Annotated in this window: 1 pseudogene; it reads right to left on the bottom strand. The window is 76.0% G+C overall.

Features of this window, described 5'->3' with window-relative positions:
- Window positions 1–131: 131 nt before the first annotated feature.
- Window positions 132–26504, bottom strand: a pseudogene (locus A3CE_RS57735) (SDR family NAD(P)-dependent oxidoreductase); the annotation flags it as partial.
- Window positions 26505–26573 lie beyond the last annotated feature (69 nt).

The raw sequence follows: 26573 nt of genomic DNA, 5'->3' as shown, positions 1-26573 counted from the left end.
TCGTTGACCTGCTTCGGGGCGGCGCTCGCGTCGAGGAACCGCCGCAGTTTCGCGGCGGTCCGCTCGTCCAGCGCGGCCGGGTCGAGCGAGTCGAGCAGCTCGTCCAAAGTGGACGCCGGGATCGTCAGGACGCCGGCGAGGTGCTCGGCCAGCGCCCGCGCGGTCGGGTGGTCGAACACGACGGTCGCCGGCAGCGCCGTACCGGTCGCCGCGGCGAGCCGGCGGCGCAGCTCGACCGCGGTCAGCGAGTCGAACCCCGCGTCCCGGAACGGCCGCGCCGGCCCGGGGTCGGTGCCCAGCACGGCGGTGGCCTCGGCGCGGACCAGCTCGGTGAGCGCGGTGCGCCGGCCCTCGCCGTCGAGCGGGCGCAGGCGGTTGCGCAACGCGTCGGCGGCTCCGTGGTCTTCCGGCTCGGTCTCGGCGCCGAACAACCCGGCCAGCAGCGGGCTCGGTCGCGCCGCGGTGAACAGCGCCCCGAACCGCGGCCAGTCCATCGCGGTGACGACGGCGCTGGGGCGGCCCGTCGCGGAGGCCGCGCGCAGCGCGGAAAGCGCGGTATCGGGGTCCATCGTGGACAGTGCCTGCCGGTCGAGGTGCTGCCGTGCCTCGGCGGTGAGCGCGCCGGTGGCCCAGGTGCCCCACGCGACCGACAGCGCCGTACGGCCACGGGAACGGCGGTGTTCGGCGAAGGCGTCGAGGAACCCCGCCCCCGCGGCGAACGCCCCGCGCCGGGCCGCGCCCCAGACCCCCGCGGTGGCGGAGAACAGCACGAACGCGTCGAGCGGCCGGTCGCCCAGGAGCTCGTCGAGGTGCACCGCGCCGGTCACCCGGGCGTCGGTCAGGTCGGCGGGGGTCAGCTCGGTCACGCCGGCCGGTCCGCCGGACGCGCCGACGGCGTGGACGACCGCGTCCGGCGGGTGCTGTTCGAGCACGCGGGCGAGCGCCGCGTGGTCGGTGACGTCGCAGGCGACCGCCGTGACCCGGCACCCGGGCCGGCCGGGCACCACCGGGGCGCCGCGGCCGAGCAGCACGACGTGGCCGGCGCCGGCGTCGGCGAGCCAGCGGGTCAGGTACGGGGCCAGCGTGCCGCCCCCGCCGGTGACGAGCACGGTTCCCCGGGGGATCCAGCCCTCGCCGGCGGCCGCGGTGTCGTCGGGCACCAGGCGGCGGGCGAAGACGCCGTTCGCGCGCAAGCTGACCTGGTCCTCGGCGCCGGTGAGCACGGCGGGCAGCAGGTCGGCGGCGTCCGGGCCATCGAGGCCGGCCAGGCCGCCCCAGCGCGTGGGGTGCTCGAGCGCGGCGGTGCGGCCCAGCGCCCAGACCTGGGCCACCGCCGGCTCCGCGACCCCGCGCGTGACCACCCACACGGGAGTGGGTGCCGCGGCGGTCAAGGCGGCTTGCACCGCGGGCAGGGCGGTGGCCGCGTCGGCCGCTCCGGTGACGAGGACCAGACCGTCGAGCGGGCCGGCCCCGTCGATGCGGCGGGTGGTCGCTTCGCGGTCGTCCTCCCAGGTCAGCGGGACCACTTCGGCGCCCCGGGCGCGCAGTGCCGCGGCGACGCCGAGGTCGTCCCCGGCCGCGGCGACCAGCCAGCGGCGGCCCGCGATCCGCGCCCCCGCCGCGGGCACCGGCTCCCATTCGACGCGGTAGCGCGAGGACGGCGTCTCCGGCGCCGGGGGCTCGAGCCAGTACCGGCGTTCCTGGAACGCCGTGGTCGGGACCGGCACGATCGGCAGCCCGGCGGGGAACCGCGGGCTCCAGTCGACGTCGGCGCCCCGGGCGAACAGTTCGGCCAGCGAGGCGAGGAACGTGGCCGGCTCGGGCCGGTCCCGGCGGGTGATCGCGAACGCGGGCACGGGGTCGGGCACCATCGCGGCCAGCACCGCGCCGGGACCGACCTCCAGCACCGCCGCCACGTCGTGGGCGGTGATCGCGGTCAGCGCGTCGGCGAAGCGCACCGGCCGCCGCACCTGGTCGACCCAGTACTCCCCGCGCGTCACCTCGCCGGCGAGCACCGGCAGCTCCGGCTCCCGGTACGTCACCTTCGTCGTGACCTGCGCGAACTCGGCCAGCATCGGCTCGACCAAGCCGGAGTGGAAGGCGTGGCGCGCCGGCAACGCCGTGGTCCGCCCGGGCAGCGACGCGGCTGCCCGCTGCACGGCGTCCGCCTCGCCGGAGAGGACCACCGACCGAGGTCCGTTGACCGCGGCCAGCCAGACGCCCTCGCCGAGCAGCGGCTCGACGTCCGCTTCGGACGCTTCGACCGCGACCATCGCGCCCCCCGGGGACAACGCCCCCATCAGGCGCCCGCGGTGGGCGACCAGCATCGCCGCGTCTTCGAGGGAGAAGACTCCTGCCACGTACGCCGCCGTGAGCTCCCCGAGCGAATGCCCGGCGACCACGCGCGGCCGCACCCCGAAGGAGGCCAGCAGCCGCACCGCCGCGACCTCGAAGGCGAACAACGCGGCCTGGGTGTACGCCGTCTCGTGCACCAGCTCGGAGCCGATCGCCGAGCGCAGCGGCCGGTCCAGGTGCCGGTCCAGTTCCGCGCACACCTCGTCGAACGCCGCCGCGAACACGCGGAACTCCGCAGCCAGCCCGAATCCCATTTCCGGCCGCTGAGCGCCTTGACCGGTGAAGACGAAGGCCACCCCGGCACGCGTCGGATCCGCTTCTCCGCGGATCGGGCTCAGCCGCAGCGACTCGGCCGCCTGCCCGGCCCTTCCGGCGAGGACCACCGCGCGGTGGTCCCCCAGCGCCCGCGACCGCAGCAGCGACCACGCGGGCGCGGCCAAGGTCTCCTGCCCGGCGAGGAAGTTCGCCACGCGGTCGACCTGCGCGACGAGGCCCGCGGCCGAGCGCGCCGACACGACGACCGGCAGCACGCCCGGATCCGGTACCGGTTCGGCCATCCCGGCGGCGGGTGGCTCCTCCAGCACCAGGTGGGCGTTCGTGCCGCTCACCCCGAACGACGACACCCCGGCGCGGCGCGGGTGCTCGCCCACCGGCCACGGTTCGGGCTCGGTGAGCAGCCGCACGTTCCCGGCGGTCCAGTCCACCCGGGACGACGGTGTGGTCACGTGCAGGGTGCGCGGCAGCTCGCCGTGCCGCATCGCCATGATCATCTTGACGACGCCGGCGACCCCGGCCGCCGCCTGGGGGTGCCCGATGTTCGACTTCAGCGAACCGAGCCGCAGCGGGGTGTCCCGGCCGGCGCCGTAGGTGGCCAGCACGGCCTGCGCTTCGATCGGGTCGCCGAGTGCGGTGCCGGTGCCGTGCGCCTCCACCACGTCCACTTCGGACGGTGCGAGCCCGGCGTTGGCCAGCGCCTGCCGGATGACCGCCTGCTGCGCCGGCCCGCTCGGGGCGGTCAGGCCGTTCGACGCGCCGTCGGAGTTCACCGCCGTCCCGCGCACGACGGCCAGGACCTCGCGGCCGTCACGGCGCGCGGCGGAAAGCCGTTGCAGCACCAGGACTCCCGCGCCTTCCGCCCAGGACGTGCCGTCGGCGTCGTCGGAGAAGGACTTGCAGCGGCCGTCCCCGGCGAGGCCGCCCTGGCGGGCGAACTCGGTGAACGCGGCCGGCGTGGTCATGACGGTCACGCCGCCGGCCAGCGCGAGGCCGCACTCGCCGGTCCGCAGGGACTGCGCGGCCAGGTGGATCGCGACCAGCGACGACGAGCACGCGGTGTCCACGGTGACGGCCGGCCCGCGCAGGCCGAGCACGTAGGACAGCCGGCCGGACAGCACACTGGACGACGCCCCGGTCAGCCCGAAGCCGTCCGGGTCCGAGCCCGTGCCGTAGGGCTGCGCGGAGGCACCCACGAACACGCCGACCGGCTCGTCCCGCAGGGCCGTCGGGGCGATCCCGGCTCGTTCCAGTGCCTCCCACGCGGTGCGCAGGACGAGCCGCTGCTGCGGGTCCATGGCCATGGCCTCACGAGGTGAGATGCCGAAGAACTCGGGGTCGAACAGGGCCGCGTCGTGCACGAACCCACCGGCGCCGGTCCCGGTCCAGCCGCGGTCGGCGGGGAACGCCGAGATCGCGTCGACCCCGCCGGACACCAGGTCCCACAGCGCTTCCGGGCTGTCGACGTCACCCGGCAGGCGCAGCCCGACGCCGACCACGACGATCGGGTCGTCGCCGTCCGCGGCTGCCGCGATCACCGGCTCGGCCGTGGTGCCGCCGGTGAGTCCGGATCGCAGGTGGGTGGCGAGGGCGATCGGGTCCGGGTGGTCGAAGACGGTCGTCGCGGGCAGCGCGAGCCCGGTCCGGGCGGTCAGGGCGTCGCGGAGTTCGATCGCCGTGAGCGAGTCGAACCCGGCGTCGCGGAACGCCTGCCGCGGCGCGACTTCCGCCCCGCCGAGCACGGTCCGCGCCGCGGAGCGGACGAGTTCGGTGAGTCCGGCCAGGTCGGTCGTCGTGGTCCGCGGCCGGTGCTCGGTGGCCGGTTCGGCGAAGGCGCTCAGCAGCGGGCTCGGCCGGCCGGCGGTGAAGACCGGCACGAACCGGCGCCAGTCGACCGGGGCGACGACCGCGGCCGGTTCGCCGTCGCGCAGGACCAGGTCCAACGCGGTCAAGGCGTGCTCGGGCCGCATCGTGGCGACGGCTCCACGCGCGAACCGGGCCCGGGCGCCGTCTTCGGCGCCCATCCCTTCGCCGTCCCAGGGACCCCAGGCGATCGAAACCGCGGTGCGCCCGCGGGCCCGCCGGTTCACCGCGAGCGCGTCGAGCGTGCAGTTGGCCGCCGCGTAGGCGCCCTGGCCGGCCGCGCCCCAGGTGGCGGCGACCGAGGAGAACAGGACGAACGCGTCCAGCGGACGGTCCCCGAGCAGCTCGTCCAGCAGCAGCGCGCCTTCGGCCTTGGCCCCGAGCACCCGCTCGAGCGCGGCCGGGTCGAGGTCCTGGACGGCGACCGCGCCGCCCGAGACCCCGGCCGCGTGCACGACGGCGTCCGGCGGGTAGCCGGCCAGCACCGCGGCGAGCGCGGCCCGGTCGGTCACGTCGGCGGCGACGGCGGTGATCCGCTCGTGCTCGACGGCCGGAGCGCCCCGCCGGCTCACGAGCACGACGCGATCGGCGCCGCGGTCCACCAGCCATCGGGCCAGGTGGGCGCCCAGGCCGCCGGTCCCGCCGGTGACCAGGACCGTGCCGCGCGGAGTCCACGCTGAACCGTCCACAGTGGAGTCGCGGCGGATCAGGCGGCGGCCGAAGGCGCCCTGCGTCCGCACGGCGACCTGGTCCTCCTCACCACCGAGGACCGCGATCGCGCGCTCGACGGCGGTGTCGTCGGCGCCGGCAGCGTCGGCGGGAAGGTCGACCAGCCCGCCCCAGCGGCCGGGGTGTTCGAGCGCGGCGGTCCGGCCGAGGCCCCACACCTGCGCGGCCCGGGGGTCGGCGCGCTCTCCGTCGACGGACACCGCCTCCCGGGTGACGACCCAGATCCGGCCGGCGGCCGGGTCGGCGAGCAGCTCCCGCAGCCGGGACAGGAGGTGCTCGACCCGGCCGTCGGACACGATCAGGACGTGGTCGGCAGCGTCCTCCGCAGCGTGGAGTGCGGCGAACGTGCCGTCGTCGTCGAGCACTCGCCACCTGACGGGCCGGGCCGTCTGCTCCGGCAGCCGTTCCCAGACGACCTGGTGGCGCCAGTCCGCCACGGCCGTCTCCGCCTGGCGTTCGCGGTGCCAGCGCGCGAGGTCCGGTAGCGCCGCGGCCAGCGAATCGGGAGCCCCGGCGGGCAGCTCCTCCCGGGCGACCGCCGCCCAGAAGGCGGCGTCCCCGGCCGCCGGCTCCGGGTGGAGCCAGAAGTGCTGCTCCCGGAACACCGTGGTGGGCAGCGGAACGAGGTGCCGGGTGGCGGCCGGGAAGAACGGGGTCCAGTCGACGTCGGCGCCCCGGGTGAACAGGGTGGCGAGCGCGGCCAGCAGCGTGCCGCGTTCGGGCCGGTCGCGTCGGGTGAGCGCGACCGCGGCGGCGCTGTCGGCCCTGGCCCGCAGCAGCGCGGTCAGGACCCCACCCGGGCCCAGCTCGACGACGGTGCCGGGGGCGCCGCTCAGCAGCGTCCCGGCGGCGTCGGCGAACCGGACCGGACGGCGGATCTGCGTCACCCAGTACTCGGCCGTCGTCACCTCGGGACCGGCGAGCTCCCCGGTGACCGTCGAGACCAGCGGCAGCACCGGCTCGTGGAACTCCACCCGCGCGGCTTCGGCGGCGAACTCGGCGAGCACCGGCTCCACCAGGTCCGAGTGGAAGGCGTGCCGCACCGGCAGCGCCGACGTCTCGACCCCGCGCGCGGCAAGCTCCCCGGCTGCCGCCGCCAGCGCGGCTTCGGTGCCCGACAGGACGACCGAAGCGGGCCCGTTGACCGCGGCGAGCCAGACGCCTTCGCCGAGCAGCGGTTCGATGTCCGCCTCGGCCGCCGTCACGGCCAGCATGGCGCCGCCGGGCGCCAGCGCCTGCATCAGCCGGCCCCGGGCGGCGACCAGCCGGGCCGCGTCCGGGAGCGTCAGGACACCGGCCACGTGCGCGGCCGACAGCTCACCGAGCGAGTGCCCCGCCACGACGCTCGGCCGGACTCCGAACGACGCCAGCAGCCGGCTCATCGCGACCTCGACGGCGAACAAGCCCGCCTGCGCGTAGGCCGTTTCGTGCACCGCGTCCGAGGTGATCACTTCGGCCAGCGGCCGGTCGAGGTGGCGGTCCAGCTCGGCGCAGACTTCGTCGAACGCCTCGGCGTAGGCGGGGAACTGCGCGTACAGCTCCATCCCCATGCCCGGCCGTTGCGCGCCCTGCCCCGCGAAGACGAAGGCCGTGCCGTTCGCTTCGGCCGGTCCCGCGCTCCGCACGGCCCGCAGTGCCTCGACAGCCTCGTCGCGGTCGCCGGTCGTCACGACCGCGCGGTGTTCCCACACCGCCCGCGTCCGCACGAGCGACCAGCCGGCCTCGGGCAGCGCGGCCCCCTCAGCCAGCGCGGACGCGAGCCGCCCGGCCTGTCCGGCCAGCGCCTCGGCCGACCGGGCCGAAACCACCAGCGGCACGACGACGTCCGGTGCCGGTTCGCGGTCCGCGGCCGGGGGCGGCTCTTCGAGCACGAGGTGCGCGTTGGTGCCGGAGACGCCGAACGACGAGACCCCGGCGCGACGCGGGTGTTCCCCCGCGGGCCAGTCCTGGGGTTCGGACAGCAGCCGGACCGCGCCGGCCGTCCAGTCCACTCGCGACGACGGCGTCTCGGCGTGCAGGGTGCGCGGCAGGACGCCGTGGCGCATCGCCAGCACCATCTTGACCACCCCGGCCACGCCGGCCGCGGCTTGGGCGTGCCCGATGTTGGACTTCAGCGATCCCAGCCACAACGGCGTTTCCCGATCGGCCCCGTACACCGCCTGCACGGCCTGGACCTCGATCGGGTCGCCGAGCACGGTCCCGGTGCCGTGCGCTTCGACTACGTCCACTTCGGACGGTCGCAGGCCGGCCGTCGCGAGGGCGCGGCGGAGCACGGCTTGCTGAGCCGGGCCGTGGGGAGCGGTCAGCCCGTTCGAAGCGCCGTCCTGGTTGACCGCCGTGCCACGCACCACCGCAAGCACCTCGCGGCCTTCGCGCACCGCGTCGGAAAGCCGTTGCAGTACCAGTACACCCGCTCCTTCGGCCCAGCCGGTGCCGTCCGCGTCGTCGGCGAACGCGCGGCAACGGCCGTCGGCGGAGAGACCGCCTTGCCGGGCGAACTCGACGAACGCCGCCGGGGTCGCCATCACCGTCACGCCGCCGGCCAGCGCCGTCGAGCACTCGCCGGACCGCAGCGACTGCGCGGCGAGGTGGATGGCCACCAGCGACGACGAGCACGCCGTGTCGACGGTGACGGCGGGGCCGGTCGCGCCGAGCACGTAGGAGACCCGGCCCGAGAGCACGCTCGACGACGAGCCGGTGAGCGCGAACCCGGCCGTCTCCGCCGGCGCTTCGTGGACGCGGGTGCCGTAGTCCTGGGCCATGGCGCCGAGGAACACCCCGACGTCCGTGCCCCGGACCGAGGTCGGCGCGATGCCCGCGCGTTCCAGGGCCTCCCACGCGGTCCGCAGCACCACGCGCTGCTGCGGGTCCATGGCGAGGGCTTCCCGCGGCGAGATGCCGAAGAACGCCGCGTCGAACTGCCCGGCGTCGGCCAGGAAACCGCCGGCCCCGGCGACGCCGGTCCAGCCACGGTCGGCGGGGAACGGCGTGATCGCGTCGACGCCGTCGGAAAGCAGGCGCCACAACGCTTCCGGGCTGTCCACGCCGCCGGGCAGCCGGACGCCGGCGCCGACGATCGCGATCGGCTCGCCGGCTGCCGCGGCGGTGACCGGCGCGGGTGCGGCCACCGTGCCGACCAGCGCATCCCGCAGGTGCGCGGCGAGCGCGGCCGGGGTCGGGTGGTCGAACACGGCGGTCGCGGGCAGGGACACGCCGGTGGCCGCGGTGAGCCGGTTGCGCAGCTCGACCGCGGTCAGCGAATCGAATCCGGCGTCGCGGAAAGCCCGCCCGCCGGCCACCGCGGCCCCGCCGCCCAGCACGACGGCGGCCTCGGCGGTGACCAGCTCGGTCAGCGCGGTCACCCGGGCCTGATCGTCCAACCGGGACAGCCGGGCGGTCCACGTCCCGGCGCGGGCAGCGGTCCGGGCGGTGCGGCGGCCCCGGCCCGCCAGCTCGCGCAGGAGGGGCGGCACGATCTCGGTGCGGGCTCGTTCGCGCAGGGACGCGTGGTCGAAGACCATCGGCACGGCCGTGACCCGGGGCCCGGCCAGCGCCTCGTCGAACAGCCGCAGCCCCTGCTCCGCGGTCAGCGCGCCAACACCGGCGCGCGCCATCCGGCTCGTGTCGGCGGCGCCGAGGTGGGCGGTCAGTTCGCTCTCGTCGGCCCACCGTCCCCAGGCCAGCGAGACGGCGGGCAGGCCTTCGGCGCGGCGGCGCGCGGCGAGGCCGTCGAGGAACGCGTTGGCGGCCGAGTAGCCGGCCTGCCCGGCCCCGCCGAGCACGCCGGCCGCGGACGAAAAGAGCACGAACGCGGCGAGGTCGTGCGCACGGGTGAGTTCGTCGAGGACGACCGCGGCGTCCGCCTTGGGCCGGAAGACCGTGACCAGCCGTTCCGCGTCCTGCGCGGCGAGGACGCCGTCGGCGAGCGCGCCGGCCGCATGCACGACGGCGGTGAGGCGGACCCCGTCGAGCAGGTCCCGCACCCGGTCGCGGTCGGCGACGTCGCAGGCCACGACCCGGACCTGCGCGCCGGCCGCCGTCAGCTCGGCGACGAGGTCCGCGGCGCCGTCGGCGGCCGGGCCGCGGCGGGAGGCCAGCAGCAGGTCGCGGACGCCGTGGCGGGTGACGAGGTGGCGGGCCACCAGCGCGCCCAGCCGGCCCGTGCCGCCGGTGACGAGGACGGTCCCCGCGGGGTCGAGCGGACGCGGGGTGGTGAGGACGTTCTTGCCGGTGTGCCGCCCCCGCGCCATGAACCGGAAGGCGGCCGGCGCGTGGCGGACGTCCCACGCGGTGACCGGGAGCGGCTCCAGCACGCCGGTCCCGAACAGCGTCAGGACTTCCCGCAGCAGCTCGCCGATCCGTTCCGGGCCGGCGTCGTGCAGGTCGTAGGCGCGGTAGCCGTCGAGCCCGGTGCGCACGTCGGTCTTGCCCAGTTCGAGGAACCGGCCGCCTTCGGCGAGCAGCCCGAGGGACGCGTCGACGAACTCCCCGGTGAGGGAGTTGAGGACGACGTCGACCGGCCCGAACTTCGCGGCGAAGCCGAGCGTCCGGGAGTTCGCGAGGTGGTCGTCGTCGATCCCCAGTTCGCGCAGGAGGTGCTGCTTGCCGGGACTGGCGGTCGCGAAGACCTCGGCCCCGAAGTGGCGGGCCAGCTGGACCGCGGCCAGGCCGACGCCGCCCGCGGCCGCGTGGATCAGGACCCGTTCGCCGGGCCGGAGACCGGCGAGGTCGGCCAGGCCGTAGTAGGCGGTGGTGAACACGATCGGCACCGACGCGGCGGTTTCGAACGACCAGCCGGCCGGCATCGGCACGAGGGTGCGCACGTCGGCCACGGCGAGCTGCTCGAACGCGCGGGTGACCAGGCCGAGCACGCGGTCCCCGACCGCGAAGCCCTCGACGTCGGGACCGGCCTCGACGACCACGCCGGCACCTTCGCCGGCGACGCTCTTGAGGTCCAGCGCGACGCCGAGCCCGGCGAGCACGTCGCGGAAGTTGATCCCGGCCGCGCGGACCGCGACCCGGACCTGACCGGGCCGCAAGGCGTCCGTTGTGGACGGTTCGAGCGCGAGATCGTCGAAGGTACGGCCGGTCCGCAGGATCCACGGTCCGTCCGGGAGGTCCAGTCCGTCGCGCGTGGACCGGACCAGCCGCGGCACCAGGACCCGCCCGTCGCGGACCGCGCACTGGTCCTCGCCGAGGGCGGTGAGCCGGCCGTCCGGCAGGTCGCCGTCGACGAGGACGAGCCGATCCGGGTGTTCGGCCTGGGCGGAGCGCACGAGACCCCACACGGCCGCCGCGGCGGGGTCGGGGTGCGCGGTGGCGACGGCGTCGCGGGTCTGGACCACCAGGCGGGTCCCGGGCCCGGCGACGAACTCCTGGATCCGGCACAGGACGTCGGCGAGCGGGATCCCTTCCACCGGCAGGACTTCGGCGTCGAGGCCGGTCGCTTCGCCCGGGGGCAGCTCGATCCAGTCGACCGCGAACAGGGCCGCCGCGTCGCGCTCGCGGACCGGGAGCCGGTTCACCGGGCGGGTGACCAGACCGGCGACGGACAGCAGCGGCGCGCCGGTTCCGTCGGCGAGCTCGACCGCGGCGCCGGTCCCGGCGGGCCGGATCCGGACGCGGGCGGCGGTGGCACCGGTCGCGTGCAAGGTCACCCCGGTCCAGGCGAACGGCAGCTCGACCGCGTCCCCCGCCACCGGGATCAGCGGGTGCAGCGCGGCGTCGAGGAGGGCCGGGTGGATTCCGAAGCCCCGCGAGTCGGCGCCCACGGGGAGCTCGACCTCGGCGAAGACGTCGTCGTCCCGCCGCCAGGCCCGGGTGACGCCCTGGAACTGCGGGCCGTATTCGTAGCCGCGGTCGGCCAGGCCGGCGTAGAAGCCGCTCAGGTCGGTCTCGACGGCTCCCGGCGGCGGCCAGGCCGACAGGTCCACAGTGGACGTCGCGGTCGACGGGGTGAGAACCCCAGCGGCGTGGCGGACCCAGCCGCCGTCGTCGTGGGAGTGGATGCTGACGGCTCGCTCGTCGTCGTCCGGCGCGCCGAGCACGACCTGGATCGGCACGGTCCCGGTTTCCGGCAGCACCAACGGGGTTTCCACGACCAGCTCGCGCACCACCGGCATGCCCGCGTGGTCACCGGCACGCACGGCCAGCTCGACCAGCGCCGCACCGGGCAGGAGCACGGTCCCGGTCACGGCGTGCGCGGACAGCCACGGCTGGGTTTCCCGGGAGAGCCGGCCGGTGAACACGATTCCGCCGGATGCGGCGTCTTCCACCGCGGCGCCGAGCACGGGGTGGCCGAGGGTGTCCTGGCCGCCGCCCGGGGCGGGGCGCAGCCAGTAGTGCTCGCCGAGGAAGGCGGTGGTCGGCAGGGCGACCGGGACCGCTTCGGGCAGGAACGGCGTCCAGTCGAGGGCGACGCCGCGGGTGAACAGGTCCGCGGCGGCCCGCAGCAGCCGGTCACCCTCCGGCTCGTCGCGGCGCAAGGTGCCGCACACCAGCGCGTCGGCCACGGTTTCCTGGATGGCGGCGGTCACCACCGGGTGCGAGCTCACCTCGAGGAACACCCGGTGCCCGGCGCCGGCCAGCGTCGTGACGGCGTCGGCGAACCGGACCGGCTCGCGCAGGTTGCGGTACCAGTAGCCCGGCGGGACCGCCGCGCTGATCCATTCGTCACCGACGGTGGAGAACCACGGCGTTTCCGGGGCGCTGCTGTCCACATCGGACAAAGCGGCGAGCAGTTCGGCTTCGGCGCGTTCCACGTGGGCCGTGTGCGAGGCGTAGTCGACGGGGATCCGGCGCACCCGCACGTCCCGGGCGCGGTAGGACGCTTCCAGTGCGTCGAGCGCCGCCGGGTCACCGGCCAGCACCACCGACGACGGGGCGTTGACCGCCGCGAGTTCGACCCCGTCCGGCAGGCGGAGCGCGGCCTCGTCCACGGCGACCGAGAGCATGCCGCCGTGGCCCGCGAGCCGGTGCGCGATGATCCGGCTGCGCACGGCGACGATCCGCGCGGCGTCCTGCAGCGACAACGCGCCCGCGACGCACGCGGCCGCGATCTCGCCCTGGGAGTGGCCGAGGACGGCGTCCGGGCGCAACCCGAGCGATTCCCACACCGCGGCCAGGGAGACCATCACCGCGAACGACACGGGCTGCACGACGTCCACCGCGTCCAGCGGCCGGGCTTCCCGGACGACCTCGGACAGCGCCCACCCGACGTGCGGAGCGAGGGCCGCTTCGCATTCGGTCATCCGCGCCGCGAACACCGGGTTCGACGCCCACAGCTCGCGCCCCATCCCGGCCCACTGCGCGCCCTGGCCCGGGAACACCCAGGTCAGACGGCCGGGGGTGGCGGTGCCGGTAACGGCGCCGGTGAGGACGTCCGGCGCGGAAACGCCGTCGGCCAGCGCGGTGAGACCGGCGAGCGCCGCCTCCCGGTCCGCCGCCGTGACGACGGCGCGGTGCTCCCACACCGCCCGGGTGCCGACCAGCGCGACCGCGGTCCCGGCGAGGTCGTCGCCGAGCGCGCCGGCCAGCCGGGCCGCCTGCGCCCGGAGCGCTTCCGGCGTACGCGCGGTCACCACCAGCGGCACCGGCGTGGTCACCGGGACGGCCTCGACCGGAGCCGGCGGCGGGCCCTGTTCGAGGACGAGGTGCGCGTTGGTTCCGCTGACCCCGAACGACGAGACGGCGGCCCGCCGCGGCCGGTTCCCGGTGTCCCACGGCCGGTTCTCGGTGAGCAGTTCGACCGCGCCGGCCGACCAGTCCACCCGCGACGACGGCGGCTCGGCGTGCACGGTGCGCGGGAGGACACCGTGTCGCATGGCCATGATCATCTTGACCACCCCGGCAACCCCGGCCGCGGCCTGGGCGTGGCCGATGTTGGACTTCAGCGATCCCAGCCACAGCGGCGTTTCGCGACCGGCGCCGTAGGTGGCCAGGAGCGCCTGGGCCTCGATCGGATCACCCAGGACCGTGCCGGTGCCGTGCGCCTCGACCGCGTCCACTTCGGACGGTTCGAGGCCGGCGGCGGCCAGTGCCTGCCGGATGACGGCCTGCTGGGCGGGACCGTTCGGGGCGGTCAGGCCGTTGGAGGCGCCGTCGGAGTTCACGGCGCTGCCCCGGATGACGGCGAGCACCTCCCGACTTTCGCGGATGGCGTCGGAAAGCCGTTGCAGCACCAGCACTCCGACGCCTTCGGCCCAGCCCGTTCCGTCGGCTTCATCCGAAAAGGACTTGCAACGCCCGTCGGCGGAGAGCCCCCGCTGCCGGGAGAACTCGACGAACACCTCCGGCGTCGAGAGCACGGTCGCGCCGCCGGCCAGCGCCATCGAGCACTCCCCCGCGCGCAGCGCCTGCGCGGCCAGGTGCAGGGCCACCAGCGACGACGAGCACGCCGTGTCCACCACGACGGCCGGGCCCTGCACGCCGAGCACGTAGGACACCCGGCCCGCCGCGACGCTGCCCGCCGATCCCGTCCCGCGCAGTCCTTCCAGCTCGGGGTCGGCGGGCGCACCGGTGCCGTAGTCGTGGTACATGAGGCCGGTGAAGACCCCGACGCGCTGCCCGCGCAGCGACGTCGGCGCGATGCCCGCCCGTTCGAGGGCCTCCCACGACGTCTGCAGCAGGAGCCGCTGCTGCGGGTCCATGGCCAGCGCCTCGCGCGGCGAGATACCGAAGAACCCGGCGTCGAACACCCCCGCGTCGGGCAGGAATCCGCCGGAGCGCGTGTAGCTGTGGCCGGTGGCCGCCGGATCAGGGTCGTAGAGGGCGGTGAGGTCCCAGCCGCGGTCCTCCGGGAACCCGCCGATGGCGTCGACGCCCTCGCGGACCAGCTCCCAGAGCGCTTCGGGGGTGTCGGCGCCGCCGGGCAGCCGCAGTCCCATGCCGACGACGGCGATCGGCTCGGCGACCGGGGCCGTCGCTTCGGCGGTCGTGGCCGGGGCCCGGCCGGTGAGGACGCCGTGCAGGTGGGCGGCCAGCGCGGCCGGGTCCGGGTGGTCGAAGACGAGCGTGGCGGGCAGCGTCAGCCCGGTCGCGATGGCGAGCCGGTTGCGCAGGTCCACGGCGGTGAGCGAGTCGAAACCGGCGTCGCGGAAGGCGCGTGCCGGGGCGATCTCGACGCCGCCGAGCACGGCCGAGGCTTCGGTGCGCACCAGGTTTTCGACGTCCTCGCGCCGGGCGAAACCGGCGGCGCGGGCTTCCCGCCGGACCGGCCGGACCAGGCCGCGCAGCAGCGGCGGCACCGTGGACCGGCGGCGCAGCGCGGGCAGGTCCAGGCGGACGGGGACGAGCAGGGGCCGGTCGGCGGCGAGGGCGCGGTCGAACAGCTCGAGGCCCTGACCGGTGGTGAGCGCCCCGACGCCGTCCCGGCCCGCGTGCGCCCGGTCGATGCCGGCGGTCAGCCCGCTCTCGTCGGCCCAGAGCCCCCAGGCGAGGGAAACGGCCGGCTCGCCCCGGGCCCGCCGCCGGGCGGCGAGACCGTCGAGGAAGCCGTTGGCAGCGGCGTAGTTCGCCTGGCCGGCGTGGCCGAGCACGCCCGCGGCGGAGGAGAACAGGACGAACATCGTCAGATCGCGGGTGAGCTCGTCGAGGTGGACGGCACCGTCGACCTTGGCGCGGAACACGCTGTCCAGGCGGCTCTCGTCGAGCGCGGTCAGGACGCCGTCGTCGAGGACCCCGGCGGCGTGGACCACGCCGGTGAGGCCGGGGATGCCGTCGAGGAGGGCGCGGACTTCGTCGCGGTCCCCGACGTCACACGCGACGACGCGGACTTCGGCGCCGAGTGCGCGGAGTTCGTCGGCCCGGTCGACGCCCTGGCGCGAGGCGAGGACGAGGCTGCGTACCCCGTGTCCGGTGACGAGCCGGCGGGCGACGAGTGAGCCGAGCAGGCCGGTGCCGCCGGTGATGAGGACGGTCCCGTGTTCTTCGGCGCGGCTTTCGGCCGGGGCGACGCGCCGGAGCCGGGGAACGAGGACCCGGCCGTCGCGCAGGGCGCATTGGGTTTCGCCCTGCGCGGCGAGGCCATCGAGGAGCGCCGGGGTGGGTTCACCGTCGACCAGCAGGAAGCGGCCGGGGTGTTCGAGCTGCGCGGCGCGGACGAGCCCCCACACGGCGGCGCCGGCGGGGTCGTCGTTCAGCGGTCCGGCGGCGCCCTCGGTGACGACGGCGAGCCGGGCGCCGGTGTCCAGGACGGCTTGCAGGACCCGCAGGACCCGGTCGACCGCCGAGCGGGCGGGATGGCCTGGGTGAGGGGGCAGGACGAGCCAGCCGGGAGGCTCGGGCAGCCGCAGCCGCAGCCGCAGCCACGGCTCGTCGCCGTCGAGGCGCACCAGTTCGCCGCCGGCCTGGCCCGGGACCGTGATCTCCGTCCACTCCACGGCGAACAGGGCGTCGCTCGCCGAGGTGGTGAGCCGGCCCGGCGACACCGGGCGGGTCGTCAGCGCCGCCACGGAGGCCAACGGGGCGCCCGTCGGGTCGGTCAGCTCGGCCGAGATCCCGCCCGGCACCGGCCGCAGGACCACGCGGGCCGCCGTCGCGCCGGTCGCGTGGATCGCCACCCCGGACCACGAGAACGGCAGCCGGACCTCGGTGGTCCCGAACATCGCCGCGTGCAGGGCCGTGTCCAGCAGGGCGGGGTGCAGGGTGAAGCCGGCCACGTCCGTACCCGCCCGGAGGGCGACCTCCGCGAAGACTTCCGCACCTCGCCGCCACACCGCGGTCAGGCCCCGGAACGACGGGCCGTACCCGTAGCCGTGGCCGGCCAGGTCGTCGTAGAAGGTGCCGATGTCGACCGCGGCGGCGCCCGCGGGCGGCCATTCCGGCGCCCGCTCGGGGACCGCGGCCGCTTCGGCGAGGACGCCGGTGGCGTGGCGGGTCCAGGGCGCATCGGGGGTGCGGGAATGGATCGTCACCGGGCGGGAACCGTCGGCGGCGGGGGCGCCGGCCGTGACCCGCAGCTCGCGAGCCGTCGGCTCGGACAGCACCAGCGGGGTCTCCCCGACCAGTTCGCGCACCACCGGCAGGCCGAGCCGGTCGCCGGCCTGGACGGCCAGCTCCACGAACACCGTCCCCGGTACCACCACGATCCCGTCGACCGCGTGGTCGGCCAGCCACGGGTGGGTCCGCGGGCCGACGCGCCCGAGCAGCGTGACCCCGCCGGTTTCCGGGTCGTCGAGGGCGCCCGTCAGCAGCGGGTGGCCGACCCGGCCGAGGGCCGGGCCGCGGTCGGGGACGAGCCAGAACCGCTGCGCCTGAAAGGCCGTCGTCGGGACGTCCGCGCCGGGGCCGGGCGGCAGCAGCGCGGCCGGGTCGATCGCCACGCCATGCGCGAACAGCTCCGCGGCCGACCGCAGCAGCCGCTCCCCTTCCGGTTCGTTGCGGCGCAGGGTCCCGCACACCACGGCGTCGGCGACGGTCTCCTGCACGCTCGTGGTCAGCACGGGGTGCGAACTCGTCTCGACGAACACCCGGTGCCCGGCCGCGGCCAGTGCGGTCACGGCGTCGGCGAACCGGACAGTCTCGCGCAGGTTCCGGTACCAGTAGTCTTCCGACAGCATCGAGACCCAGCTGCTGTCCACAGTGGAATACCAGGGCACCGTCGGCGCTTTGTCGTCCACATCGGACAAGGCGGCCACCAGTCCGGCTTCGGCGCGCGCGACGTGTGCGGTGTGGGACGCGTAGTCGACCGGCACCCGCCGCACGCGCACGGCCCGCGCACGGTAGGACTCGGCCAGGGCGTCCAGCGCCGCCGGGTCACCGCCCAGCACCACCGACGACGGCGAGTTCACCGCCGCGATTTCGACACCTTCGGGCAGTTCCAGTTCGTGCTCCGCCACTGCGACGGACAGCATCCCGCCGTGCCCGGCCAGTTCGCGGGCGATGATCCGGCTGCGCACCGCCACCACCCGCGCGGCGTCCTCCAGCGACAACGCACCCGCGACGCACGCGGCCGCGATCTCGCCCTGCGAATGTCCCACCACCGCGTCGGGCCGCAAACCGAAAGACTCCCAGACCGCGGCGAGCGACACCATCACCGCGAACGACACCGGCTGCACCACGTCCACCGCGTCCAGCGAGCCACCACCACGCACCACTTCGGACAGTGACCACGCCACGTGCGGCGACAAAGCCGCTTCACACTCGGCCATCCGCGCGGCGAACACCGGATTCGCCGCCCACAGCTCCCGGCCCATGCCGGCCCACTGCGCGCCTTGCCCCGGGAACACCCAGACCACCCGTCCCGGACCGGCCGGGTCGGCGGTTCCCCGCACCACACCGGCGGCGACCGAGCCCGCGGCCAGGGCCTGCAGGTCCGCCACCGCGCGTTCGCGGTCTCCGGCCAGGACGACCGCCCGGTGCTCCCACCGGGCCCGGGCGTACAGCAGCGTCCGTCCGGCGGCGCTCAGGTCGGCCTCACCGGCGAGGAAGCCGGCGAGCCGGCCGGCCTGCGCCGCCAGCCCGGCGGTGGACCGGCCACTCACGACGAGCGGAACGAGAGCGGGCGGTTCCGGCGAAGAGACCACCGGTGCCGGGCCTTGCTCCAGCACCACGTGAGCGTTCGTCCCGGACACCCCGAACGACGACACGCCGGCCCGCCGCGGCCGGTCGCCGGTGTCCCACGTCCGGGCCTCGGTCAGCAGCTCGACCGCACCCGCCGTCCAGTCCACTTCGGACGAGGGCGCGGTCACGTGCAGCGTCCGCGGCAGCACGCCGTGGCGCATCGCGAGCACCATCTTCAGCACGCCCGCGACCCCGGCCGCCGCCTGCGTGTGCCCGATGTTCGACTTGACCGAACCCAGCCACAACGGCGTCTCCCGGTCCGCGCCGTACGTGGCCAGCAGGGCCTGCGCCTCGATCGGGTCACCGAGGACCGTGCCGGTGCCGTGCGCCTCGACCGCGTCCACTTCGGACGGCGCCAGCCCGGCGTCGGCCAGTGCCTGCCGGATGACCGCCTGCTGCGAAGGTCCGCTCGGCGCGGTCAGGCCGTTGGACGCGCCGTCCTGGTTGACCGCCGTCCCCCGGACCACCGCCAGGACCTCGCGTCCGTCGCGCACCGCGTCGGAAAGCCGTTGCAGCACGAGGACGCCGACGCCTTCGGCCCAGCCCGTGCCGTCCGCGTCGGCCGAGAAGGACTTGCAGCGGCCGTCCGCGGACAGGCCGCGCAGCCGGGAGAACTCGACGAAGAGGTCCGGCGTCGCGAGGATCGTCGCCCCACCCGCCAGCGCGATCGAGCATTCGCCGGACCGCAGCGACCGGGCGGCCAGGTGCAGCGCGACCAGCGACGACGAGCACGCCGTGTCGATCGTGACGGCGGGGCCGCGCGCGCCGAGCACGTAGGCGACCCGCCCGGACAGCACGCTCGCCGACGCCCCGGTCATGACGTAGCCCTCGGTCTCCGCGCCGGCGTCGCGCGCGGTGACCCCGTACGCCTGCGCCGAGGCGCCGAAGAACACGCCGGTGTCCGTGCCCCGCAACGACGTCGGGGCGATACCCGCGCGCTCGAGGGCTTCCCACGACGTCTGCAGCAGCAGGCGTTGCTGCGGGTCCATGGCCAGCGCCTCGCGGGGCGCGATGCCGAAGAAGGCCGGATCGAACAGGCCCGCGTCGTGCACGAACCCGCCCGTGCGGGCGTAGGACCGGCCGGGCGCGTCCGGGTCGGGGTCGTAGAGCGCGTCGACGTCCCAGCCGCGGTCGGCCGGGAACTCCGAGATCGCGTCCACCTCGCCGGCGACGAGGTCCCACAGGGCTTCCGGGGTCGTGACGCCACCGGGCAGGCGCAGGCCCGTGCCCACGATCACGATCGGGTCGTCGTCGTCGGCCGGGCGGGTGGCGACCGGCGCCGCGGGGCGGGCGTGACCGGTCAGGTCGCCGTGCAGGCGCTCGGCGAGCTCGACCGGGCTCGGGTGGTCGAACACCACTGACGCCGGCAGTGCGAGGCCGGTGCGGGCGGCGAGGCGGTTGCGCAGTTCCACGCCCATCAGGGAGTCGAACCCGGCGTCGCGGAACGCCTGCAGCGGACCGACTCCGGCCCCGCCACCGAGGACCACGGCCGCCTCGGCCCGGACCAATTCGGTCAGCTGGGCTTCGTCCGGATCCGCGAGCGCGGAGTCGTCCGAAGGACCGGCGAGGTCGCGCAGCACCGCGGGCACCGGCCCGGAAAGCTCACCGAGCCGCAGCGCGACGGGTACGACGACCGGGTGCGCACTCCCGAGCGCGGCGTCGAGCAGGGCCAAGCCGAGTGCCGGGTCGAGCGGACGGAGCCCGGAGCGGGCCAGCCGCGCCGTGTCCGCCGGGCCGAGCCGGGCCGCCATGCCGGCGCCGTCCCACGGTCCCCAGGCCAGGGACACCGCGGGCAGGCCGGCCGCACGACGGCGGACGGCGAGCGCGTCGAGGTAGGCGTTGGCCGCGGCGTAGTTCGCCTGACCGGCGCCGCCGAGCACGCCCGACACCGACGAAAACAGCACGAAGGCGGTGAGGTCGTGGTCGCGGGTCAGCTCGTCGAGGTGCGCGGCGGCGTCGGCCTTGGGGCCGAACACCTCGGCCAGGCTCTCGTCGTCCTGGGCCGCGATAACCCCGTCGGCCAGTACCCCGGCGGTGTGCACGACGGCGGTGAGCGGCCTGTCCACCAGCGCCCGCACCTGTTCGCGGTCGCTCACGTCGCAGGCCACGACCTCGACGCGGGCGCCCGCCGCCGCCAGTTCGGCCACGAGGTCCGGGGCCTGCCCGCGCCGCGAGGCGAGCACCAGGCTGCGCACCCCGTTCGCGACGAGGTGCCGGGCGATCAGCGCCCCGAGCACCCCGGTACCGCCGGTGACCAGCACGGTGCCCGCGGGATCCCACGGCCGCGGCGCGGGCGGCGGGACGCGGACCAGGCGCGGGACGCGGACCCGTCCGTCGGTCACCTCGGCTTCGGGCTCGCCGATGGCCTCGGCGATCGACGGCAGCTCCGCCGCGTCGAGTCCACTGTGGACGAGAACGATCCGGCCCGGGTGTTCGGCCTGCGCGGCCCGCACCAGCCCGGCGACGGCGGCCGCGGCGGGCTCGCCGGAGTCCCTGGTCCGGACGAGCAGCCGGGCGTCCGCCGGCTCGGCCAGGAACGCCTTCAGCACCGCCAAGACCTCCGGCACCGCGGCGCTCGCCGGGTCGACCGGCAGCACGAACCACGCCGGGCGATGCCCGCCGGCGAGGTCGCCGGGCTTCCGGACCACGCGGCACGACGTCGGGACCGGTTCGGCGGTGACCTCCCGCCATTCGACGATGTGGAAGCAGCTCGCAACGGTGAGCGGCAGCTCCACCGGTCCCGAGGTGACCGAAACGGCCGTCAGCACCAGAACGCCGTCTTCGTCGGTGGCGAGCAGGCCGCCGTCCGGCGACAGTTCGATCCGGGCGGTGCCGGACGCCTCCGCGTGCCGCACCACCTCGGTCCAGTCGAGCGGCGCTTCGGGGCCGAAGGCCGTTTCGAGCGCGCCGAAGAAGTCCGCCGATCCGGCGGGGCCGGGAGCCGCGCCACCACCCAGGGTGCCGCGTGCGAGCCGGACCCATGAGCCGTCCTGCTCCGCGTGGATCGTCACCGTTCGCTCGCCGCCGTCGAGCGCGCCGAGCACCACCCGCACCGGAACGCTCTCGGACTCGACGACCAGCGGCCGTTCCGCCGACAACCGGCGCACCACCGGCACCCCGGCCCGTGAACCGGCCTCCAGCGCGAGGTCGAGCAGCGTCGACAGGGGCGCGATCGCCGTCCCGGCGAGCTCACGGATCGGGTGCGCCGTGGTGTACCTGCCGGTCAGCACCACCCGGCCGGTCTCCGGATCGGTCACTTCCGCGCCCAGCACCGCGTGCTCCAGCGGCGTCTGTCCGACGGCCGCGACGTCGGCGGCGGCGGGCGGGGACGGCTGCCAGTACCGGACGCGCCGGAACGCGGTCGTCGGCAGCGGCACCAGCGGCGCGCGCCCGGGCAGCACCGGCGCCCAGTCGACGTCGACGCCGTGGACGAACAGGCGGGCGAGAGCGCGGAGGAACGTCTCCGGCTCCGGGCGGTCCCGCCGCAGCGGCGCGACCGCGACCGGTTCGTCGAGGGCAGCCTGCGCCAACGCGGTCAGCACGCCGTCCGGCCCGGCCTCGACCACCGCCGCCACCCGGCGTGAACCCAGTTCGGCGAGGACGCCGGCAAACCGGACCGGCCGCCGGATCTGCTCGACCCAGTGCTCGGGGGCCGTCGGGTCCCCGTCGGTCACCAAGGTCAGCACCGGCGGGTGATACTCGATTTCCCTTGCCACGGCGGCGAAGTCGTCGAGCACCGGGTCCATCAGTCCACTGTGGAACGCGTGGCTGACGGTCAGCGCGGTGACCTTGTGCCCGCGCTTCCGCAGCGCCGCGGCGGCCGCGGCCACCGGCTCTCCGGCGCCGGAGAGCACCACCGAAGCGGGCCCGTTGACCGCCGCCAGCCAGACACCGTCGCCGAGCACGTCGGCGACGTCCGCTTCGGAGGCGTCGACCGCGACCATGGCGCCGCCGGCGGGGAGCGCTTGCATGAGCCGGCCGCGGGCGGCGACCAGCTTCGCCGCGTCCGCGAGGGAGAAGACCCCGGCGAGGTGCGCGGCAGTCAGCTCGCCGACGGAGTGCCCGGCGAAGACGGCCGGCCGCACCCCGAACGACTCAAGCAGCCGGACGAGGGCGACTTCGAGCGCGAACAACCCGGCCTGGGCGTACCTCGTCCGGTGCAGTTCGTCCGAGCCGAACACGACGTCGGCGACCGGAGCGCCCGGCAGGTGCCGGTCCAGTTCCGCGCAGGCTTCGTCGAACGCGGCCGCGTAGACCGGGAACGCGGCGTACAGCTCACGTCCCATGCCGACGCGCTGGGAGCCCTGGCCGGTGCACACGACGGCGATCTCGCCCGGCGCACCGGCGACGCCCGTGATCGCGGGACCGTCGAAGCCGAAGAGCACGGCCCGGTGTTCCCAGGTCGCCCGCGTCCGGAGCAGCGCAGCGGCCAGCGCACCCGGATCAGAGGAGTCCACACTGGACTGGAGCCGGGCGAGCTGGTCGTCCAGCGCTTCCGCCGAGCGGGCCGACACCACGAGCGGCACCGGCAGCGCCGTCGGCTCGGGCGCGGGGACGACCTCGGCCGGCGGCGGTTCTTCGAGGACGACGTGCGCGTTGGTGCCGGAAATGCCGAACGCCGAGACGGCGGCCCGCCGCGGCCGGTCCTCCCCCGGCCACGGCACCTCCTCGGTGAGCAGCCGCACCGCCCCGGACGTCCAGTCCACCCGCGTCGACGGCGTCGCGGCGTGCAGTGTCCGCGGCAGCACGCGGTGCCGCATGGCCAGGACCATCTTGATCACCCCGGCCACGCCGGCGGCCGCCTGGGTGTGCCCGAGGTTGGACTTCAGCGACCCCAGCCACAGCGGGGCGCGGCCGGCGCGGTCCCGGCCGTAGGTGGCCAACAGGGCATCGGCTTCGATCGGGTCGCCCAGCGGCGTGCCGGTGCCGTGCGCCTCCACCACGTCGACGTCCGCCGGGGTGAGCCCGGCGGCGACGAGCGCCTGCCGGATCACCGCGCGCTGGGCGGCGCCGCTCGGCGCGGTCAAGCCGTTGGACGCGCCGTCCGAGTTGACGGCGCTGCCGCGCAGCACGGCGAGTACCGGACGACCTTCGCGCTGGGCGTCGGAAAGCCGTTGCAGCACCAGGACTCCGGCGCCTTCGGCCCAGCCGGTGCCGTCGGCTTCGTCCGAAAAGGACCTGCAGCGGCCGGCTGGGGAGAGACCGCCGTGCCGCGCGAACTCGGCGAACACGCCCGGATTGGCCATCACGGTCGCGCCGCCGGCGACGGCCAGCGTGCACTCGCCGCCGCGCAGGGCCTGCGCGGCCAGGTGCAGTGCGACCAGGGACGACGAGCACGCGGTGTCGACGGTGAGCGCCGGGCCGCGGGTGCCGAGCAGGTAGGCGATCCGGCCGGACAGCACGCTCGTGGCCGTTCCGGTGAGCGCGTACCCCTCGCCACGGCCGGTGTTCTCGTGCAGCCGGACGCCGTAGTCCTGGGCCATCGCGCCGAGGAACACGCCGGTGGCGGTCTCGCGCAGCGACGTCGGGTCGATCGCCGCGCGCTCCAGCGCCTCCCAGGTGGTCTCCAGCAGCAGCCGCTGCTGGGGTTCCATCGCGAGGGCTTCCCGCGGGGAAATCCGGAAGAAGGCGGCGTCGAAGTCGCCGGCGTCGTGCAGGAACCCGCCGCCGCGGCCGGTGGCGAGCACGTCGGCGCTCCAGCCGCGGTCGGCCGGCATCGGCGTGATCGCGTCGACGCCGTCGGCCACCACGGACCAGAACGTCTCGGGCGAGTCGATCCCGCCGGGGAACCGGCAGCCGATGCCGACGACGGCGATCGGGTCGTCGCCGGGCTCGACCGGCCGGACCCCGACGGGCTCCGCTTCGACCGAGGAAGTGAGGAACTCGGCCAGGCGCGCGGGAGTCGGGTGGTCGAACACGGTTCCCACCCCGACGGCGGCCGAAGTCGCCGCGCCGAGCCGTCCGGCCAGCTCCACGATCATCGCCGAGTCGAACCCCAGCTCGCTGAACGACGCCGACGGCTCCACCCGCGCTACGTCGTGCGCCCCGAGCACCACCGCGGTTTCCTGGCGCACCAAGGCGTACAGGTCGGCGGGCTTCGCCGCGGCGGCCGCTGGTCCGCCCTCGCCGAGCCAGTACCGCTCCCGCTGGAAAGCGTAGGTCGGCAGCGGCACCCGCCGCGCGCCGGGGAACTGCCGGGGCCAGTCGACCGGCACGCCGCGGACGTGCAGTTCGGCCAGCGACGTCAGGGCCTGGGTCAGCGACCCGGCACCGCGGCGCAAGGTCCCGGTCGCGACCGCGCCGCCGCCCGCCGCCGCGATCGCGTCGCGGACGCTGCCCAGGAGCATCGGGTGCGGGCTGACCTCGACGAACGCGGTGAACCCGGCGGCCAGCAGGGCGCCGGCGGCGCCGTGGAAGTCGACGGTCTCACGCAGGTTCCGGTACCAGTAGCCGCCGTCGAGATCGGCGCCGTCGACCGGCCCGGCGGTCACGGTGGAGTAGAACGGCACGGCCGACGGGCCAGGGCGCAAGCCCGCGAGGCCGGCCTTGAGCCCGGCCTCCATCGGTGCCACCCACGGCGAGTGCGACGCGTAGTCGGCCGCGATCCGCCGGACGCGGGCGTGCTCTTCCCACTCCGCCAGCAGTTCCCCCAGCGCCTCGTCGTCCCCGGCCACGAGCACCCATTCGGGACCGTTGACCACCGACACCGAGAGCCGACCCGCCCAGCGGCCCAGCCGTTCGCGGACGACGTCGGCGGGCAGCCGCACCGACACCATGCCGGTGCCCGCGGGTACCTCGCGGGCGGCGACCTGGGCCCGCACCGCGATGACGCGAGCGCCCTCCTCGAGCGACAGCGCCCCGGAGACGCACGCGGCCGCGATCTCGCCCTGCGAGTGCCCGACCACGGCGGCGGGTTCGACACCCAGGGAGCGCCACAGCGCGGCCAGCGAGACCATGACCGCCCACAGGACGGGCTGGTTGACCTCGGTCCGCGCCATGCTCGGCGAATCTTCGCCCTCGCCGAGTACTTCCAGCAGCGACCAGTCGACGTGCGGGGCGAGCGCGTCCGCACAGGCGTGCATCGCTTCGGCGAACGCCGGTGCGGTGGCCAGGAGTTCGCCGGCCATCCCGGCCCACTGCGAGCCCTGGCCGGGGAAGACGAACACGGCCCCGGACCGGGCGCCTTCGGTGATCTCGGGCGTCGCGGTCCCGCGGACCAGGCCGGGCGCGACGCCGCCGGCCGCCAGGGCCCGGGCGGCGGTGTCGAGGTCCCCGGCGGACGAGCCGACCAGCACCGCGCGAGTAGGCAGGCCCGCGCGGGTCGTGGCGAGCGACCAGCCGACGTCCCGCAGGCCGCCGGGGTGCCCGGCGAGGTTCGCCGCCTGTGCGGCCAGCGCGCCCTCGCCCTGGCCGGAGAGGACCCACGCGACCGGCCCCTCCTGGGGCGCCGGCTCGGGTTCGGGCCCGGCGGGCACTTCGGCGAGCACGACGTGGCAGTTGGTGCCACCCATGCCGAACGACGACACGGCGGCCCGCGCCCGCTCGCCCGCCGGCCACGGCTGTGGCTCGGCCGCGACGCGCAGCCGCCATTCGTCGAACCGGATGCCGGGGTTGGGGCGGCTGAAGTTGAGGCTGGGCGGCACACTCCGGTGCGTCAGGGCCAGGATCGCCTTGAGCAGCCCGGCGATGCCGGCGGCGGCTTCGAGGTGCCCGAGGTTCGTCTTCGCCGAGCCGACCAGCAGCGGTTCGGCGCGGCCCGGGCCGTAGACGGCGCCGAGCGCGGCGGCCTCGACCGGGTCGCCCACCGCGGTGCCGGTGCCGTGCAGCTCGACGTACTGGACGTCGGCCGGGTCGACCGCCGCGCGCCGGCACGCCGAGCGCAGCACTCGCTCCTGCGCGTCGGCGCTGGGGACGGTCAGGCCCGGGCTCGGGCCGTCGTTGTTGACCGCGCTGCCTTCCAGTACGCAGTACACGCGGTCGCCGTCTTCCCGCGCCCGGGACAGCGTCTTGAGCACGAGGACCCCGCCGCCTTCGCCGCGCACGATGCCGTTCGCACGTTCGTCGAAGGTGAAGCAGGTGCGGTCCGGGGACAGCGCGCCCAGTTCGGCCAGCGCGGCCGTGCTCTCTTCGGCCAGGTTCAGCTGCACGCCGCCGGCCAGCGCGAGGTCCGCTTCCCCGGACCGCAGCGCGGCGCACGCGAGGTGCACGGCCACCAGGCTCGAGGACTGCCCGGTGTCGACGGCCATGCTCGGCCCGGACAGTCCCAGCACGTAGGAGACGCGGTTGGCGAGGATCGCCCGGTTCACGCCGGTCATCGTGTGGTGCCCGATCCGGGCGCCCGAGCGCCGGGCGAGCAGCGCGTAGTCGTCGGCGGTCACCCCGACGAAGACGCCGGTTTCGCCGCCGCGCAGGGAGTCGGGCGCGATCCGGGCGTCTTCGAACGCGGCCCAGGCCAGTTCGAGAACCAGCCGCTGCTGCGGGTCCATCTCGCGGGCTTCCCGCGGCGAGATGCCGAACAACGCGGCGTCGAAGCGGTCCGCGTCCGGCAGGTACCCGGCCGGGCCGGCGTCGGGACGCCCGGCGGGCGCGGGCCCGATCGTGGAGACGCCGTCCCGCAGCAGGTCCCAGTAGGCGGCGGGATCGGCGGCCCCGGGCAGGCGGCACGCCATCCCCACCACCGCGACGGGTTCGGGCCGGATGGCAGAGCGGTGCGTGGGCGTCATGCTGCTCCCGGCGACGAGTACGGCGGTCCCGACTCCGCGAGCTAACTCCCGGCACCGCCGGGATTTCCT

This window comes from Amycolatopsis balhimycina FH 1894, from assembly GCF_000384295.1.
GTDB lineage: Bacteria > Actinomycetota > Actinomycetes > Mycobacteriales > Pseudonocardiaceae > Amycolatopsis > Amycolatopsis balhimycina.
This window is presented reverse-complemented; position numbering and strand designations above follow the sequence as displayed.